Source organism: Nocardioides cavernae (assembly GCF_016907475.1).
Taxonomy (GTDB): domain Bacteria; phylum Actinomycetota; class Actinomycetes; order Propionibacteriales; family Nocardioidaceae; genus Nocardioides; species Nocardioides cavernae.
Window position 1 is genome coordinate 4,720,974 of the sequence record NZ_JAFBCA010000001.1, and the last position, 15,883, is coordinate 4,736,856.

The window sequence follows — 15,883 nt, forward strand, 5'->3', positions numbered from 1 at the left end:
AGCGCGGCTCTCCCACAGGGATTCAGTCGGTCGTGACGCCCATCGAGCGCGCAGTGCCCTCGACGATCTTCATGGCCGCGTCGATGTCGTTGGCGTTGAGGTCGGGCAGCTTGGTGGTCGCGATCTCGCGGACCTGGTCCTTGGTCAGCTTGCCGACCTTGTCCTTGTGCGGGACGCCGGAGCCCTTGGACAGACCGGCAGCCTTCTTGATGAGCTCGGCGGCCGGCGGGGTCTTGGTGATGAAGTCGAACGTGCGGTCCTCGTAGATGGTGATCTCGACGGGGATCACGTTGCCGCGCATGGACTCGGTCTGGGCGTTGTAGGCCTTGCAGAAGTCCATGATGTTGACGCCGTGCGGACCGAGCGCCGTACCGACCGGCGGGGCCGGGGTGGCCGAACCGGCCTGCAGCTGCACCTTGACGAGTGCGGCGATCTTCTTCTTGGGAGGCATTGCCTTCTACTTTCTCTCGTGTGGTCATGACGAGGGCACCTGCCCCCTGCCACGGGTTGTCGCTAGTTCATTGTCGGCCCGGAGAACGGGCCGGCGGAAATCGTCAGACCTTCTGGATCTGGCTGAAGCTGAGCTCGACCGGCGTCTCGCGGCCGAAGATCTCTACGAGCGCCTTGACGCGCTGCGACTCGGCGTTGATCTCCGTGATCGTCGCGTGGAGCGTGGCGAACGGGCCGTCGACGACCATGACCGAGTCGGAGACGTCGAAGTCGGCGACCTCGACCGGCTTGCGCGGCGTGGTGGAGGCACCCTTCTCGCCCGACGCGGCGGCCTCGGCCTCGGCTACGGCCACGACGGCCGGCGCGAGCATGTCCTCGACCTCGCTCATGCTCAGCGGCACGGGCTGGTGGCTGTGGCCCACGAAGCCGGTGACCGACGGCGTGTGGCGCACGGCGGACCAGGACTCGTCGGTGAGGTCCATGCGGACCAGGACGTAGCCGGGCAGGACGGTGCGGGTGACCATCTTGCGCTGGCCGTTCTTGATCTCCGCGACCTCCTCGGTGGGGACCACGATCTCGTGGATGTAGTCCTCCATGTTGAGGGAGATGATGCGGTTCTCGAGGTTGTGCTTGACCCGCTTCTCCATGCCGGAGTAGGTGTGCACGACGAACCAGTCGCCGGGCTTTGCCCACAGCTCGCGGCGGAACGCCTCGAGCGGGTCGTTCTCCTCGGCGGAGTCCTCAGCGGCTTCGTCGTCAGCGGCGTCGTCGCCCTCGGCGGAGTCCTCGTCAGCCTCGACGTCGGCGGCCTCGTCGTCGACCTCGTCGGTCACGTCCTCGTCAGCGTGGTCGGAGGCCTCGTCGGCGGGGGTGTCCTCGACGACGTCCTCGACGGCGTCCTCCGGGGTCGCCTCGTCGACGGACTCGACCTGGTCGTCGACCCGGTCCACGTCATTGTTCTCAGACACGTCTCACTCCGTAATTCGTAGCTGGGGGGCGGGGAACTGTCTCCCCCGTCGTCACTGGACGCTGCCGCCACCGGTGAAGACCTCGAAGACCAGCTTTCCGAAAGCCAGGTCGAGGACCGTCACGAGCGCCATCACCACGACGACGAAGACCAGCACGACGAAGAAGTAGGTGATCAGCTGCTGCTGGGTGGGCCACACCACCTTGCGGAGCTCGGCCACCACCTGGCGCAGGAACGTGGCGGGGCTGGTGCGCCCACGGTCGTCGCCGCGCGAGTCGCGCCGGTCCTGAACCGCGTTGCCGTCAGCCACGTCATCCACCTTCTCGTTGTTGCTGTGCAGTGTTCCTCGCAGGGCACGAGGGACTTGAACCCCCAACCTTCGGTTTTGGAGACCGATGCTCTGCCAGTTGAGCTAGTGCCCTCCGGCGGTTCCATTCCCCATCGCTGGGGGCATGCCGAAGCATGTGGCGAAACCACCAGTCCGGAAGCATACGGCCCAGTCCCAGTCCCAGTCGAACCGAGGCACCCCACCGGGCGCCGGGACCGGCACGGCGTCCCCCTACGATGCGGGCATGGCAGGTGCGGGGGCGGGGCCGGAGGGGGGTGCGGAGTCGCGTCGCGAGGTGTCGCGGCTCCCCAAGGCGCACCTCCACCTCCACTTCACGGGGTCGATGCGCCACGGCACGCTGCTCGAGCTGGCCGAGCGCGACGGCATCGTGCTGCCCGACTCATTGGTCGAGGACTGGCCGCCCCTGCTCAGCGCCGCCGACGAGAAGGGCTGGTTCCGGTTCCAGCGCCTCTACGACGTGGCGCGCTCGGTGCTGCGCACGCCCGACGACGTACGCCGTCTGGTGCTCGAGGCGGCCGAGGACGACGTCCGGGACGGCGGCCGGTGGTTGGAGATCCAGGTCGACCCGAGCGGCTACGCGGCGAGGTTCGGCGGGATCACCGAGTTCACCGACCTGGTCCTCGACTGCGTGCGCGACGCGTCCGAGCGCACCGGGCTCGGGATGGCGGTGGTGATCGCCGCCAACCGCACCCGCCACCCGCTCGACGCCCGTACGCTCGCGCGCCTGGCGGCCCAGTACGCCGGGCGGGGCGTCGTCGGCTTCGGGCTCTCCAACGACGAGCGTCGCGGCCGCACCGAGGACTTCGAGGGCGCCTTCCGGATCGCCGAGCGGGCCGGCCTGCTGCTCGTGCCGCACGGCGGCGAGCTGCGCGGACCCGACCACGTCCGGCAGTGCGTCGACGGCCTCGGTGCCCACCGGCTCGGGCACGGCGTCCGCAGCGTGGAGGACCCGGCGCTGCTCGACCGGCTCGTCGAGGCCGGCATCGCGCTGGAGGTGTGCCCGGTCTCCAACGTCTCGCTCGGCGTCTACAGCGACCTCACGTCGGTCCCGCTGCCCCAGCTCCTCGCCGCCGGCGCGACGATCGCCCTGGGGGCCGACGACCCGCTGCTCTTCGGCTCCCGGCTCGCCGGCCAGTACGCCACGATGCGCGCCGCGCACGACCTCGACGACGCGACGCTGGCGCGGCTGGCGGAGATGTCGTTCACGGCCTCGCAGGCGCCGTCCGACGTCGTGGCCGCGGCCCAGCGGGACATCGCCGCCTGGCTCGCCTGAGCCGCGGTATCTAGGGCGGTTCTGGTAGCGATCGGAGGGTCCCGGCCTACCAGTTCGTCCCTAGATACGCCGCACGGAGGAAGTGCTCAGAGGGAGCAGCCGACCGTCACGGGCTCGTTGACGAGCGCGACGCCGAAGCGCTCGCGCACCCCGTCGCGCACCTCGCGGGCCAGGGTGAGCAGCTCCTCGGTGGTGGCGCCGCCGCGGTTGGTGAGGGCGAGGGTGTGCTTGGTGGACAGGCGCACCCGCTCCCCCGCGGCCGGGCTGGCGTAGCCCTTGCCGTAGCCGGAGTGCTCGATGAGCCACGCGGCGCTCGACTTAACGGTGCCGTCGGGCTGCTCCCACCGCGGGGCGTCGTCCGGCAGGGCCGCGGCCTGCTCGGGCGTCAGGAAGGGGTTGGTGAAGAACGACCCGGCGCTCCACGTGTCGTGGTCGTCGGCGTCGAGCACCATCCCCTTGCCGGAGCGCAGCGCCAGCACCGCGTCGCGCACGGCCTTCAGCGGGGCGCGCTCACCGGCCCTCACACCGAGGGTGCGGGCGAGCTCGGCGTAGGCCACGGGCTCGGACAGGTCGCCCTGTCGCAGCTGGAAGGTCACCTCGAGCACGACGTGGCGCCCGGGCTCGGCCTTGAAGCGGCTGTGGCGGTAGCCGAAGCCGCAGTCGGCGGCGGCGAAGGTGCGCTGGGTGCGGTCGACGCGGTCCCAGGTGCGGACACGGGCGATGGTCTGGGAGACGTCCTGCCCGTAGGCGCCGACGTTCTGGATGGGGGTCGAGCCGACGGCGCCGGGGATCCCGGAGAGCGCCTCGATGCCCGCCCATCCCTGGTCGACGGCGTGGGCGACCAGCTCGTCCCAGTCCTCACCGGCCGCCACCGTGACCACGACTCCCCCGCACTGGGCGAGGGCGTCGACATCACAGGTGTCGGTGTCGGCGTCGACGCCGGTGGTCGCGACCTCCACGACCAGGCCGTCGAAGCCCGCGTCGGCGACGACGAGGTTGGAGCCGCCCGCCAGCAGCAGCACGGGGGTGCCAGCGGCGTCGGCGTCCGCCACCGCGGCGACCAGCTCGGCCTCGGAGGTGGCGCGCACCCACTCGCGGCCGGGTCCACCCAGGCGCAGGGTGGTGTGGTCGCGCAGGTCAGGCACGGACGGTGGCCTCGCGCACCACGGCCTTGGGCATGCCGAGCACCTTCTTGCCCTCGCACGTCACCTCGAGCGTGAGCGTGACCAGGCCGTCGGCGACCGACTTCACGGTGCCCCCGACGACCACCTCGGCGCCGCCCTCGGCGGGTACGACGACGGGGCTGGTGAACTTCGCCCCGAGGTCGACCACCTCGGCGCCACCGGTCCACTCGGCGACCGCGCGGCCGACGAGCGCGAGGGTGTACATGCCGTGGGCGATCACGCCGGGGAGGCCGACGCTGCGCGCGACGTCCTCGTCCTGGTGGATCGGGTTGTGGTCGCCGCTGGCGTCGGCGTACGCCACGAGGTCGGCGCGGGTGACCGTGAAGGTCGTGGTCTCGAGGACGTCACCGGCGTTCATGCGGCACCTCCGGAGTGGACGAGGGTCGCCTTGCCGGTGCAGACGACCGCGCCGGTGGCGTCGGTGATCTCGCTGGTCGTGGCGATGATGTCGGCGCCCCCGATCTGGCGGAGGCCGGTGACGGTCAGCGTCGCGCTGAGCTCGTCGCCGACCGCCACGGGGCGCACGTAGGCGAAGCGCTGCTCGCCGTGGACGATCCGGTGCAGGTCGATCGCCTCGGCGTCGAGGAAGGCCTGCATCGCGTCGAAGGCCAGCACGATCGGGAAGGTCGGTGGGACCGCCCCACCGTCGGCGCCGGGGTGCCCGACGGAGGCGGCGAAGGCGTTGACCCGCTCGGGGGTCACGGACAGGGGCGCCGGTGCGGGGAACGCGCGCCCCACCAGCGAGGGGTCGACGGGCATGGGCCCGAGCCTACAAACACGACAACCCGTCCGAGTGCTCGGACGGGTCGGGTGTGACGAAGAACGACGTCAGCGGGTCTCGCGGTGGATCGTGTGCCGGCGGTCGCGCGGGCAGAACTTCTTCAGCTCGATCCGGTCCGGGTCGTTGCGACGGTTCTTCTTGGTGATGTAGTTGCGCTCCTTGCACTCCGTGCACGCGAGCGTGATCTTGGGGCGAACGTCAGAGCTCTTGCTGGCCATGAGGAGATCCTTGGGTTTGCGAGTGGTGCGGGGGCTGCTGCGATTTGGTGGTAGCGGGGGCGGGACTCGAACCCGCGACACCACGATTATGAGCCGTGTGCTCTAACCACCTGAGCTACCCCGCCGCGGAGGAAGGACTTCCCGGAGGAGATCCGACCCAGAGCCCCTTTACGGAATCGAACCGTAGACCTTCTCCTTACCATGGAGACGCTCTGCCGACTGAGCTAAAGGGGCAACGACGGAGAACGATACACACGCCCCGCCGTGTTGAAAAATCGGCTGCCTCTCCCCCTGATCCGGCCGTTCAGGACGCCTGGATCCGGGGCCATCCAACGGCCTCCTCGAGCTCGTACGACAACCCCAGCAGGCGTGCCTCCCGACCCGCTCCGGCGCCGAGCATCATCCCCTGCGGCAGCCCGGCGGCAGTGGTGGCGAGGGGCAGCGAGACGGCCGGCTCGCCGGTCGCGTTCTGCAGCGGGGTGAACGCCACCCAGTCCATCAGCCGGCCCATGATCTCGTCGTAGTCCTGGTCGGGGCGCAGGTGGCCGACACGCGGCGTCTCGGTCGCGAGGGTGGGCGTCAGCGTGATGTCGTACGACGCCCGGTGGCGCGCGGCGAGGCGCTGGGAGCCCCGCAGCACGGCGATCGACCAGGGCTGCTTGTGCAGGTTGCGCGCGGCGTGCCGGGCCAGGCCGAGAGTCAGGTTGTCCAGCTTGGTCGGGTCCCAGGTGGGCCCGAAGTCCTTCTTGCCCCGGCGAGCGATGGCCAGCGCGAGCATCGACCAGAAGCGGACGAAGTGATCGGGGAAGCTGTCCGGCACCGGGTTGTCGACCTCCTCGACGTGGTGGCCGAGCTGCTCGAGCAGGGCGGCCGTGCGCAGCGTCAGCTCGCGCACCTCGGTGCTGCACGAGCGGCCGACCCCCTCGGTCACGACCGCGATGCGGAGCCGGGCCCGGCTCGGGCGGGTGACGTCACCGACGGGCGCGAGGAGCGGGTTGCGCCAGACTTTCTCCGCCTCGCGGTAGAACGCGGCGGTGTCGCGGACGCTGCGGGTCAGGACGCCGTCCGAGACGATCCGCACCGGCATGTCGCGCATCATCCGGTCCTGCGCGAGGCGACCGCGGGTGGGCTTGAGGCCCACGAGCCCGTTGACCGCGGCGGGGATCCGGATCGAGCCGCCGCCGTCGTTGGCGTGCGCGATCGGCACCGCACCGGCGGCGACGAGGGCGGCGGAGCCCGCGGACGACGCGCCGGCGTAGTGGTCGGGGCTCCACGGGGAGCGGACCGGTCCGAGGCGCACGTGGTCGGCGGCGCCGGAGAAGCCGAACTCCGAGAGCTGCGTCTTGCCGAGCGGGAGGAGCCCGGTGGCGAGGTACATCCGGGCGAAGTCGCCGTCGCCGGCCTGCGGCTGGGCCGTGAACGCGTCGGAGCCGTGCTGCGTGGGCATGCCGGCGACGTCGACGTTGTCCTTGACGAACGTGGGGACGCCCGCGAACCAGCCGCCGCGCGGGTGCCGGGCCTCCTCCCGGGCGCGGTCGTAGGCGGCGTACGCCACGGCGCCGAGGGCGGCGTCGACCTGCTCGGTGCGGGCGATCGCGGCCTCGACGACCTCCGGCACCGACACGATCCCGGAGCCGAGCGCCTCGACCAGACCCGTGGCGTCGAGGTCGGCGAGGGCGTCGTCGGCGGAGAATGCGTGCACGCGCGTCGTCATGGACGCGCAGCCTACGGACTGGCCGCGCCGTGCGGCAGGGTCAATTCGGTGGCCGCCACGGCTGTTGTGGGGCACCGTGGCGGCATGACCAGCAGCGACTACTGGGACGCCGAGACCGCGGCGACGTACGACGAGAGCTCGGCGTTCATGTTCGCGCCGGAGGTCCTCGACCCGACGGTCGACTTCCTCGCCGCGCTCGCCGGCGACCGGGGCGCGCTCGAGATGGCCATCGGCACCGGACGGGTCGCGATCCCCCTGGCCGAGCGCGGCGTGCGGGTCGCCGGCATCGAGCTGTCGCAGCCGATGACGGACGAGCTGCACCGCAAGCGGGCGGACATCCCCGTCGCGGTGGGCGACATGGCCACGACCCGCGTCGACGGCGAGGTCGACCTCGTCTACGTCGTCTGGAACAGCATCGGCAACGTGCGCACGCAGGCCGAGCAGGTCGAGTGCTTCCGCAACGCTGCTCGCCACCTCGCACCTGGCGGCCGCTTCGTGGTCGAGCTGCGGGTGCCCGGCATCCGGCGCTTCCCGCCCGGCCAGGCCGCGGTGCCGTTCCACGTCGGGCGCCGCCACGTCGGGTTCGACACCTATGACATGACCACGCAGCAGGGCACGTCCCACCACTACCACCGGCACGACGACGGCACCGTCACCTACGGCGAGAGCAACTTCCGCTACATCTGGCCGGCCGAGTGCGACCTGATGGCCCAGCTCGCCGGGATGGAGCTGGAGCGCCGCGTCGCGGACTGGCACGGGGCGCCCTTCACCAACGACAGCGAGAGCCACGTCTCGGTGTGGCGCAAGCCCGCCTGACCGTGAGCCAGGTCAGCCGGCGCACCCGCGTCGGTGGCACCCCTCGAGGTGGTCGTCGACGAGGCCGACGGCCTCCATCAGGGCGTACATCGTCGTCGGGCCCACGAAGGCGAAACCCGCCTTCTTGAGCGCCTTGGACAACGCGACCGACTCCGCCGAGGTGGTGGGCACGTCGGCGGTCGTGCGCGGCGCCGGCCCCGGCTCGGGACGGAAGGACCAGATGAACACCTCCAACCCACCCTGCTCGCGCAGCGCGACCGTGGCACGGGCGTTGGTGATCGCCGCGTCGACCTTGCGGCGGTTCCGGACGATGCCGGCGTCGCCCATCAGCCGCTCCACGTCACGGTCGTCGAAGGCAGCCACCGCGTCGGCGTCGAACCCGGCGAACGCGGCGCGGAAGTTGTCCCGCTTGTCGAGGATCGTGCGCCACGACAGGCCCGACTGGAAGGCCTCCAGCGTCAGCCGCTCGAGGTGGGCCGCCTCGCCGTCGACGCGCAGCCCCCACTCGGTGTCGTGGTAGGCGAGGTTGACGGGGTCGCCCGCCCCCCAGGGGCACCGGCCCAGGCCGTCGGCACCCATGACTGCTCCGCTCATGTCACGCATTCTCGCTGAGCGACGCACGCCCCGCGGCGACCACCCCGCAGGGTGGCGCAGAGCGGAACAGCATTTCGTACGGTCGAAGTGTGAGCCGCGTCACGCGGACCCACTGGGGAGGGAAACCCACATGTCAAAGATTCAGAACAGCAGCTCATGGCTGGCGCAGCACGCACCACGACTGCCCCACGCCGTCGGACGCGTCCTCGACAAGGCGGTCTCGGAGCCCGTTCGGCAGGCACGCACGACCGTCGCGGATGCCGCGCCGTTCGCGGACGGCGTCGAGGCCAGGCTGAACCAGGCCGATGCCGCCATCGAACGGGCGAAGGAGCTCGAGGCCCGGGCCGCCGAGAAGGCGGTCCGTGCCCGCGAGGCCTCCGACGACGCGAAGGCGGTCCGGGAGGGCGGTGAGGACGACGTACGCCGTACCCGCGAGGAGTCCGACCGACGCGCCGAGCAGGTGGTGGCCGAGGCGCAGAAGGAGGCCGACGAGTACGTCGCCGCGAAGCGCCAACGAGCGCGCGAGAACGCCGATGGCGACGTCGCCGAGGCGCAGGAGAAGGCCGACGCACGCGCCGCCAAGGCAGAGGAACGCGCCGCACGGGCACGGGGCGAGGCGGAGGAGGCGGTCGCGCACGCCCGCGAGCAGATGGACGAGGCGCGGCGGATGGCCGACGAAGCGGCGCAGTCCGCCCGAGAGGCGGCCGAGCAGGCCCGAGAGCGCGCCGACGAGCTCGCTCGCGAGGCCGACGAACGGGTGGGCGAGGCAGAGCGCCGGACCCGGGCCGTGACCGACACGGGCCGCAGCCTCGCCGGCACCGCCGACGAGGACCCGCTCGACCTCGAGGCATTGCACAAGACCGAGCTGCTCGAGCTGGCCAGGGACATGGGCATGGACGTCAACGGCAACCAGCTCAAGAAGGAGCTCGTCACCGCCATCCGCCGGGCCCGCTCGCGCGCGTCCGCCTGACCACCGACCGCCGACGAAGGGAGCACCTGATGCTCGGCACCAAGACGATCGGCCGGAGCCTGGTCTTCGGCCTGGGTTACCTCGCGGGCAGTCGCGCCGGCAAGGAGCGCTACGACCAGCTCAGCACGGCGGGACGCTCGTTCGCCGGTCAGCTGCGCAAGCAGCTGGCCGACGCACCTGACTCCTCCCCGTCGACCGTGGCAGGCGCCGCCCGACGCGCCTGGGACGACTCGGACATCAAGCTCGGGGGGTCGTGATCCCGGTGCGGATCACCATCCACCTCGTGGCGCGGTTGTTCCGGGTGCCGCTGCTGCGGCTCGACGGGCACATCACGCTCGTGGACGACGAGCCACGCAGCCTCGCGCCCACCGACCGGACGCGTGCGCCGCGCCCGGACCTCCCGGTGGGGCGGCTGCTGGCGCTGGCCGAGGCCGACCTCGCCGCAGCCGAGGACCGGCGCGCTGGGCTCAGCGCCGTTCCTTGAGCCTGACGTTGGGCAGGACCGGCGCGGGGATGGGCTGCATGCCGAGGTCGACGGTGCCGAACCGGCCCTCGGCGACCTCGCGACCGTCGGCGACGACGTCCCCGTGGTCGCCCACCAGGATCTGGTCCTGCCACTCCTGGCGGTAGGCGGCGATCTCGTCGTGGCTGCGGCCGATGAAGTTCCACCACATCACGATGGGCTCACCGAAGGGCGGGCCACCGAGGAGCAGGAGCCGGGCCTCCTCCTGGGCCGTCACGACGATGGTGGACCGCCCGTGGGGGACGTGGCCGAGGTCGCTGGGCGCGAGCTCCTGGCCGTCGACGTCGATCGCGCCGACGTCGAGCAGCACCCCGTGCTCGAACGTCGGGTCGACGTCGACCTCGAGGCTCTTGCCCGGGGCGAGCATGATCTCGGCGCCGAGGAGCGGCGTGTGCACGTGGACGGGCGAGGTGGCGCCGAGCAGCGACCCGATGAAGACCCGGGCCTCCCACCCCGGTCCGCGGACCGGCTCGGGCGCGAAGTGCTCGAAGCGGGGATCGACGTGGCGGCTGTGGTCGGGGAGCGCGATCCAGAGCTGGGCGCCGTGGAGCATGGTGGTGTCGGGCGTGGAGACCTCGGTGTGGCTGATCCCGCGACCGGCGGTCATCAGGTTCAGCTCGCCGGGACGCACGGTGGCCAGGCTGCCGACGGAGTCCCGGTGCTCGAGCTCGCCGCCGAAGAGCCAGCTGGCGGTCTGCAACCCCGTGTGCGGGTGGGCCGGAAGCACCATCCCGCCCGTCCGGTCGACCTCGTCGGGGCCGTAGTGGTCGACGAAGCACCACGCCCCGATCAGCGAGCGGTGGCGCTGCGGGAGCGTGCGTCGTACGCGCATGGCCCGGGGACCTCCCAGCGGAACCTCACGCGGAGCGAGCACCTCGACGTCGGTCATCGACCGCCACGCTACCCGCAGGGGTGAATGCGCGCAGCCGTGTCACCGGACTCGGGCACGGCCCGGACGTGAGCCGGGTCACCCTGCACCGGGCGTCGGAACAACCGGCGGTCGGTGCCTGTTGGCGGCTGTCGTGCCCTCCCTCTTCGAGCCCCTGTCCCTCGGCGCGGTCCGCGCCGACAACCGCGTGCTGATGGCTCCCCTCACGCGGATGCGTGCCACGTCGCCGGGCGACGTGCCCAACGACCTGATGCGCGAGTACTACGTGCAGCGCGCGGGCGCCGGCCTGCTCATCTCCGAGGGCACGCAGATCAGCCCGGAGGGCAAGGGCTACATGGACACCCCCGGCATCCACAGCGACGAGCAGGTCGCGGGCTGGCGCCGGATCACCGACGCCGTGCACGAGGCGGGCGGGCTGATCGCCGCCCAGCTGTGGCACGTCGGCCGGGTCTCCCACGAGTCGTTCCACGGCGGCGAGCTGCCCGTGTCGGCGAGCGACGGGCCCTACCGCAACCGCACCACCGTGCGGGGCGAGGACGGCCGACCGACCCGGGTCAGCTGCCCGGTCCCACGGCCGCTGGGCCTCGAGGAGGTCCCGCGGCTGCTCGAGGACTACCGGCGCGCGACCTTCAACGCCCGCGAGGCCGGCTTCGACCTCGTCGAGATCCACGGCGCCCACGGCTACCTGCTGCACCAGTTCCTCGCCGCCGACAGCAACCAGCGCACCGACGAGTACGGCGGCTCGCTGGCCAACCGTGCCCGCCTGATGCTCGAGGTCACCGACACCGTCGTCGACGCCTGGTCCGCCGACCGCGTCGCCATCCGGATCTCCCCGATCGGCTCGTTCAACGGCACCGAGGACCCCGAGGGCGCCGCGGCAGGGCTGTACGTCGCCGCCGAGCTGGGCCGCCGCGACCTCGCCTTCCTGCACCTCTCCGAGCCGGACTGGGCCGGCGGCCCGGAGCTCGACGACGACTACCGCCGCGCCCTGCGCGCAGCCCACCCCGGCCCCATCGTCGGGGCCGGCAGCTACGACCTCGCCAAGGCGGAGCGACTGCTCGGTGCGGGGTTCATCGACGCCGCCGCCTTCGGCCGGTCGTTCATCGCCAACCCCGACCTGCCGCGCCGCCTCGCCGATGGCCTGCCCCTCAACCCGCCGCGGCCGGAGACGTTCTACGGCGGCGACGCCGAGGGCTACACCGACTACCCGGCGTACGGCGCGGCCTGAGCCCCTGCCGATAACGGTTCGTGCCCGCGCGGCACCGGCGCCTAGGGTTCGACACGAGATGCAGGACTACCCACCTCGGATCGCGACGTTCTACACGGGCACGGACGCCGCACCCACGCCGGACCCCGACACCCGGTCGCCGTTGGCGTTCCTGCGCTGGATCCTGGGGCGTCAGAAGGGCCTGATCGCCCTCTCGTCCTTCTGCTACGCGCTGTGGTTCCTGCCGATGACGCTCGGGCCGTGGATCTTCGGCCGGGCGGTCGACCAGGGCATCGTCGGCGGTTCCGAGGCGGCCCTCGCCGGCTGGGCGGCGCTGCTGCTCCTCGTGGTCGTGATCGGCGGCGTCTTCGGCGTCGTGTCGCACACGCTCGTGGTGCGCAGCTGGCTGGTCGCGCTCTACGGCGCCCTCGAGATGGTCACCCGCAAGGTGGCGCAGATGGGCCACGTGCTGCCCCGCCGGTCGCCGACCGGCGAGGTGCTCAGCGTCGCCTCGAGCGACTCCGACGAGTTCGGTGCGCTCAGCGAGATCCTGGCGCGCACGGTGGGCCAGCTGTCGTCGTACCTCACCGTCGCCTTCATCGTGCTGACCATGTCGTGGCAGCTCGGGCTGCTGACCCTGGTGGCCGCGCCGGTCCTCGTGGGCGCGGCGCTGCCGCTGCTGCGGCCGCTGCACCGCCGCCAGCAGCTGGAGCGCGCACGCACCTCCGACCTGACCTCGCTGGCCACCGACATCGTCGCCGGGCTGCGGATCCTGCGCGGCATCGGCGGCGAGCAGACCTTCGGCACCAACTACGCCCGCCAGTCGCAGTCGGCCCGCGAGGCCGGTGTGGCCGCCGGCATCTGGCAGGCCGTGGTCGAGGCCGTCGGCGTGCTGCTCTCGGGCATCTTCCTCGTGGCGCTGGTGTGGCTCGGCACCCGGCAGGTGCAGGACGGCCTGCTCACCGTCGGCGAGCTGATCACCTTCCTCGGCTACGGCCTCTTCATGGTCGGCCCGATCCGGACCTTCTTCGAGTTCGCCCAGAAGGGCGTGCGGTCCCTGGTCAGCGCCCGCAGGGCGATCGCGCTCTTCGAGGAGCGCCCCCCGTGGCGCGACCCGGACGCCCCGGTCTCCGTCGACGGCAACGCGCCGCTCCACGACGTGGCGAGCGGTCTCACCGTGGAGCCCGGGATCCTCACCGTCGTCGTCAGCGCCGTGCCCGAGCAGAGCGCGGCCCTCGCGGACCGGCTCGGCCGCTACCTGCCCGCCGACACCGAGCCCGTCCCCTCGGTCGAGGAGACCGGCACCAAGGGCCGCGCGGCCCGTCGCTCGAGGGCCGAGCGGGCGCAGGAGCGCGCCCGGATCGCGGCCCTCGACGAGGAGCGGGTGCGCCGCGAGTGGGGCGTCACCCTCGGCGGCGTCGACCTCTCCCACGCCCGCCTCGACGACGTACGACGCCAGGTGCTGGTCAGCGACGCGACGAGCCAGCTCTTCGCCGGCACCCTCCAGGACGCCGTCGACCCGCACGCCCGGCTGACCCGGGAGCAGGCCGAGGAGGCGCTGCGGATCGCCAGCGCCGAGGACGTCTACGACGCGCTGCCCGAGGGCTGGCAGGGCGAGCTCGACGAGCGCGGCCGGGGCCTGTCCGGCGGCCAGCGCCAGCGGGTGGTGCTCGCCCGCGCCATGGCCGTCGACGCACCCGTCCTCGTCCTGGTCGAGCCGACCTCCGCGGTCGACGCCCACACCGAGGCCCGCATCGCGGCCCGCGTCGCCGAGGCCCGCCGCGGTCGCACGACCGTGGTCACGACCGTCTCACCCCTGTGGCTGCACCACGCCGACCGCGTCGCGCTCCTCCACGACGGCACCGTGGTGGCCGAGGGCAGCCACGCCGACCTGCTGGCCGACGACGAGGCCTACCGGCGCGTCGTCATCCGCGAGCTCGACGAGGAGGAGCCGGTCCGATGACCACCGACCTCCTGGCCACCTCCTCCGACACGTGGCGCGACCGGGCCGGCGACCCGCCGGTCGTCCCGCCTGAGCTGGATCCTCCCGGTCGCGTCGGGCTGCGCGAGCGCAACCGCGCGCTCTGGCAGCGCCACGACCTGCGCCGCCAGCGCGCCGAGGACGTCTACGCCGCCTCGCGCAACCCGGTGCGTGGCTGGCCCGTCTCGGGCAACCGCGCCGTGCTCGCCTTCTTCGGCGACCTGGTGCGCACCCGCAAGCGCTCCTTCGCGCTGCTGGTCCTGCTCAACGCGCTCGCCGCCGGCTCCGCGCTGGTGATCCCACGGCTGCTCGGGTCGCTGGTCAACCGGGTCGACGACGCCGGCGCCGCGGCAGCGGGCCTCGACACGCTCGCCCTGGCCGTGGTCGGGGTGGTGATCCTGCAGTCGATCTTCACCTTCGGCGCCCAGTGGACCTCGACCCACTTCGGGCAGGACCTGCTCGCCTCCGCGCGCGAGCACGTGGTCAGCACGATCCTGCGGCTCCCGGTCGGCCGCGTCGAGGGAGCGAGCACGGGCGACCTCGTCACCCGCGTCACCCGTGACGTCGGGACGATGGCGCGCTCGGTGCAGTGGGGCGTCCCGCGCCTGCTGATCTCGCTGATGACCGTCCTGCTGTCGATCGTGGCGATGATGCTCAACTCGCTCGTGCTCGCGGTGCCCGCACTCGTCGTCTTCGCCCTGTGCACCCCGGCCGTGCGCACCTACCTGCGGCGAGCTCCGAAGGCGTACATCACCGAGGGCGCGACCTACTCCCGCATCAACACCACGCTCACCGAGACCGTCGAGGGCTCGCGCACCGTCGAGGCGCTCGGCCTCTCGCAGGCACGCGTGCAGGCGGGCTCCGACGACATCGCCGTCTCCGCGCAGGCCGAGCGCTACGGCATGACCCTGCGCAACGTGCTCTTCGCGGCCCTCAACGGCGCCTTCCAGGTGCCGCAGGTCGTCACGCTGGTCGCGGGCGCCTACGGCTACAGCCAGGGCTGGGTCGACCTGGGCCAGATCACCGCCGCCCTGCTGTACGTCGTCGCGCTGGCCGAGCCGCTCGACGCGGTGATCGGCGAGGTCGACCGCCTCCAGGTCGGCGCGGCGTCGACCAGCCGCCTGCTCGGCATCGCCGAGGTGCCGCCCGACCGGGAGCCCGGCGACCGGCTGCCGGACGGCGTCGAGCTGGTGGCCGACGACCTCCGCTTCTCCTACCGGGAGGGCCACGACGTGCTGCACGGCGTCGACCTGCGCCTGCGCACGGGCGAGCGGCTGGCGGTCGTGGGGCCCAGCGGGTCGGGCAAGTCGACGCTCGGTCGGCTGCTGTCGGGCATCAACCGCCCCCGCACCGGCTCCGCCCGCGTGGGCGGCGTCGACCTCGTCGACCTGCCCCTGGAGGTGCTGCGCACCGAGGTCGCGCTCGTCACCCAGGAGCACCACGTCTTCATCGGTACGGTGCGGGACAACGTCGTGCTGGCCCGCGAGGACTCCCCCGACGACGCCGTGCGGGAGGCGCTCGCCGCGGTCGGCGGGCTGGCCTGGGTCGAGCGGCTGCCCGAGGGGCTCGACACGATGATCGGCTCCGGCCGGTTCTTCCTCACGCCTGCCCAGGCGCAGCAGGTCGCGCTGGCCCGCCTGATCATCGCCGACCCCCACACGCTCGTGCTCGACGAGGCGACGTCGCTCATCGACCCCCGCACCGCGCGCACGCTCGAGGGGTCGATGAACAACCTCCTCGAGGGCCGCACCGTGGTGGCGATCGCCCACCGGCTCCACACCGCCCACGACGCCGACCGCATCGCGGTGGTCATCGACGGCCGCATCGTCGAGCTCGGGAGCCACGAGGAGCTGCTCGACCTCGACGGGGAGTACGCCGACCTCTGGCACGCCTGGACGTCCTGACCCGGCCCGCCCGCGTGCGCCTCCGGCCTGGTGGAGTCACCGGATATCCGGTGACTTTCCCGC

18 protein-coding genes and 3 tRNA genes are annotated in these 15,883 nt (G+C 72.4%); 8 read left to right on the forward strand and 13 right to left on the reverse strand.

The features are described 5' to 3' along the window. Positions 1–22: 22 nt before the first annotated feature. The 4 genes from rplK to JOD65_RS22270 all read right to left on the reverse strand — a co-directional run bounded on the left by rplK (position 23) and on the right by JOD65_RS22270 (position 1,839). The gene (gene rplK / locus JOD65_RS22255; RefSeq protein WP_056907132.1) at positions 23–451 is read right to left on the reverse strand and encodes a 50S ribosomal protein L11; all 429 of its coding nucleotides are present in this window, start codon (positions 449–451) and stop codon (positions 23–25) included. Positions 452–554: 103 nt separating this feature from the next. Beyond that, entirely contained in the window at positions 555–1,418 is an 864-nt protein-coding gene (gene nusG, locus JOD65_RS22260) for a transcription termination/antitermination protein NusG (protein WP_307821342.1), read from the reverse strand. 51 nt (positions 1,419–1,469) lie between these two features. Beyond that, positions 1,470–1,727, reverse strand: coding sequence for a preprotein translocase subunit SecE (gene secE / locus JOD65_RS23520; RefSeq protein ID WP_191194464.1), 258 nt, complete (start codon positions 1,725–1,727; stop codon positions 1,470–1,472). A gap of 39 nt (positions 1,728–1,766) precedes the next feature. Beyond that, a tRNA-Trp gene (locus JOD65_RS22270) sits at positions 1,767–1,839 on the reverse strand. 150 nt (positions 1,840–1,989) lie between these two features. Here JOD65_RS22270 and JOD65_RS22275 point away from each other — a divergent pair. Next, positions 1,990–3,039 (forward strand): adenosine deaminase, encoded by a 1,050-nt coding sequence (locus tag JOD65_RS22275; RefSeq protein ID WP_191194463.1) that lies wholly within the window; start codon positions 1,990–1,992, stop codon positions 3,037–3,039. A gap of 86 nt (positions 3,040–3,125) precedes the next feature. On the opposite strand, the gene JOD65_RS22280 is transcribed toward JOD65_RS22275, so the two are convergent. The 7 genes from JOD65_RS22280 to JOD65_RS22310 form a co-directional block, all read right to left on the reverse strand. Then, on the reverse strand, positions 3,126–4,184 hold the full coding sequence (locus JOD65_RS22280; protein WP_191194462.1) for a UDP-N-acetylmuramate dehydrogenase: 1,059 nt from the start codon (positions 4,182–4,184) through the stop codon (positions 3,126–3,128). Next, positions 4,177–4,581: a MaoC/PaaZ C-terminal domain-containing protein gene (locus tag JOD65_RS22285; RefSeq protein WP_191194461.1), complete on the reverse strand. Its 405-nt coding sequence runs from the start codon at positions 4,579–4,581 to the stop codon at positions 4,177–4,179. The genes JOD65_RS22280 and JOD65_RS22285 overlap by 8 nt, the downstream gene beginning before the upstream one ends. After that, positions 4,578–4,982 carry an FAS1-like dehydratase domain-containing protein gene (locus tag JOD65_RS22290; protein ID WP_191194460.1) on the reverse strand — a complete coding sequence of 135 codons (405 nt, stop codon included), beginning with the start codon at positions 4,980–4,982 and terminating at the stop codon, positions 4,578–4,580. The genes JOD65_RS22285 and JOD65_RS22290 overlap by 4 nt, the downstream gene beginning before the upstream one ends. Positions 4,983–5,051: 69 nt before the next feature. Next, a complete protein-coding gene (gene rpmG, locus JOD65_RS22295; protein WP_056907127.1) occupies positions 5,052–5,222 on the reverse strand; it encodes a 50S ribosomal protein L33 in 171 nt (56 codons plus the stop codon). Positions 5,223–5,270: 48 nt separating this feature from the next. Continuing rightward, positions 5,271–5,347 (reverse strand) — tRNA-Met (locus JOD65_RS22300). Positions 5,348–5,383: 36 nt separating this feature from the next. Beyond that, a tRNA-Thr gene (locus JOD65_RS22305) sits at positions 5,384–5,456 on the reverse strand. A 70-nt stretch (positions 5,457–5,526) separates the two neighbouring features. Continuing rightward, complete coding sequence (locus JOD65_RS22310; RefSeq protein WP_191194459.1) at positions 5,527–6,936, reverse strand: amidase; 1,410 nt, start codon at positions 6,934–6,936, stop codon at positions 5,527–5,529. Positions 6,937–7,020: 84 nt separating this feature from the next. On the opposite strand from JOD65_RS22310, the gene JOD65_RS22315 reads away from it, so the two are divergent. Next, complete coding sequence (locus JOD65_RS22315) at positions 7,021–7,752, forward strand: class I SAM-dependent DNA methyltransferase (RefSeq protein WP_191194458.1); 732 nt, start codon at positions 7,021–7,023, stop codon at positions 7,750–7,752. Positions 7,753–7,764: 12 nt separating this feature from the next. Here JOD65_RS22315 and JOD65_RS22320 read toward each other — a convergent pair whose 3' ends face one another. Then, positions 7,765–8,346, reverse strand: a complete 582-nt coding sequence (locus JOD65_RS22320) for a DNA-3-methyladenine glycosylase I (RefSeq protein WP_204811352.1) — start codon at positions 8,344–8,346, stop codon at positions 7,765–7,767. 130 nt (positions 8,347–8,476) lie between these two features. Here JOD65_RS22320 and JOD65_RS22325 point away from each other — a divergent pair, with 130 nt between their 5' ends. Genes JOD65_RS22325 through JOD65_RS22335 form a run of 3 tightly spaced genes read left to right on the forward strand, consistent with a single transcriptional unit; the run spans position 8,477 to position 9,800 of the window. Beyond that, a complete protein-coding gene (locus tag JOD65_RS22325) occupies positions 8,477–9,316 on the forward strand; it encodes a hypothetical protein (protein ID WP_191194456.1) in 840 nt (279 codons plus the stop codon). A gap of 29 nt (positions 9,317–9,345) precedes the next feature. Continuing rightward, positions 9,346–9,573, forward strand: coding sequence for a hypothetical protein (locus JOD65_RS22330; protein ID WP_191194455.1), 228 nt, complete (start codon positions 9,346–9,348; stop codon positions 9,571–9,573). A gap of 5 nt (positions 9,574–9,578) precedes the next feature. Further along, positions 9,579–9,800, forward strand: coding sequence for a hypothetical protein (locus JOD65_RS22335; protein WP_204811354.1), 222 nt, complete (start codon positions 9,579–9,581; stop codon positions 9,798–9,800). Here the strand turns inward: JOD65_RS22335 and JOD65_RS22340 are convergent. Then, on the reverse strand, positions 9,784–10,728 hold the full coding sequence (locus tag JOD65_RS22340) for a pirin family protein (RefSeq protein ID WP_191194453.1): 945 nt from the start codon (positions 10,726–10,728) through the stop codon (positions 9,784–9,786). The two genes, JOD65_RS22335 and JOD65_RS22340, sit on opposite strands and share 17 nt — an antisense overlap. A 133-nt stretch (positions 10,729–10,861) precedes the next feature. Between JOD65_RS22340 and nemA the strand changes: the two genes are divergently transcribed. Genes nemA through JOD65_RS22355 form a run of 3 tightly spaced genes read left to right on the forward strand, consistent with a single transcriptional unit; the run spans position 10,862 to position 15,820 of the window. Further along, entirely contained in the window at positions 10,862–11,956 is a 1,095-nt protein-coding gene (gene nemA / locus JOD65_RS22345) for an N-ethylmaleimide reductase (RefSeq protein WP_307821344.1), read from the forward strand. 58 nt (positions 11,957–12,014) lie between these two features. Next, positions 12,015–13,898 (forward strand): ABC transporter ATP-binding protein, encoded by a 1,884-nt coding sequence (locus JOD65_RS22350; RefSeq protein ID WP_191194451.1) that lies wholly within the window; start codon positions 12,015–12,017, stop codon positions 13,896–13,898. Continuing rightward, complete coding sequence (locus JOD65_RS22355) at positions 13,895–15,820, forward strand: ABC transporter ATP-binding protein (protein WP_191194450.1); 1,926 nt, start codon at positions 13,895–13,897, stop codon at positions 15,818–15,820. The genes JOD65_RS22350 and JOD65_RS22355 overlap by 4 nt, the downstream gene beginning before the upstream one ends. Positions 15,821–15,883 lie beyond the last annotated feature (63 nt).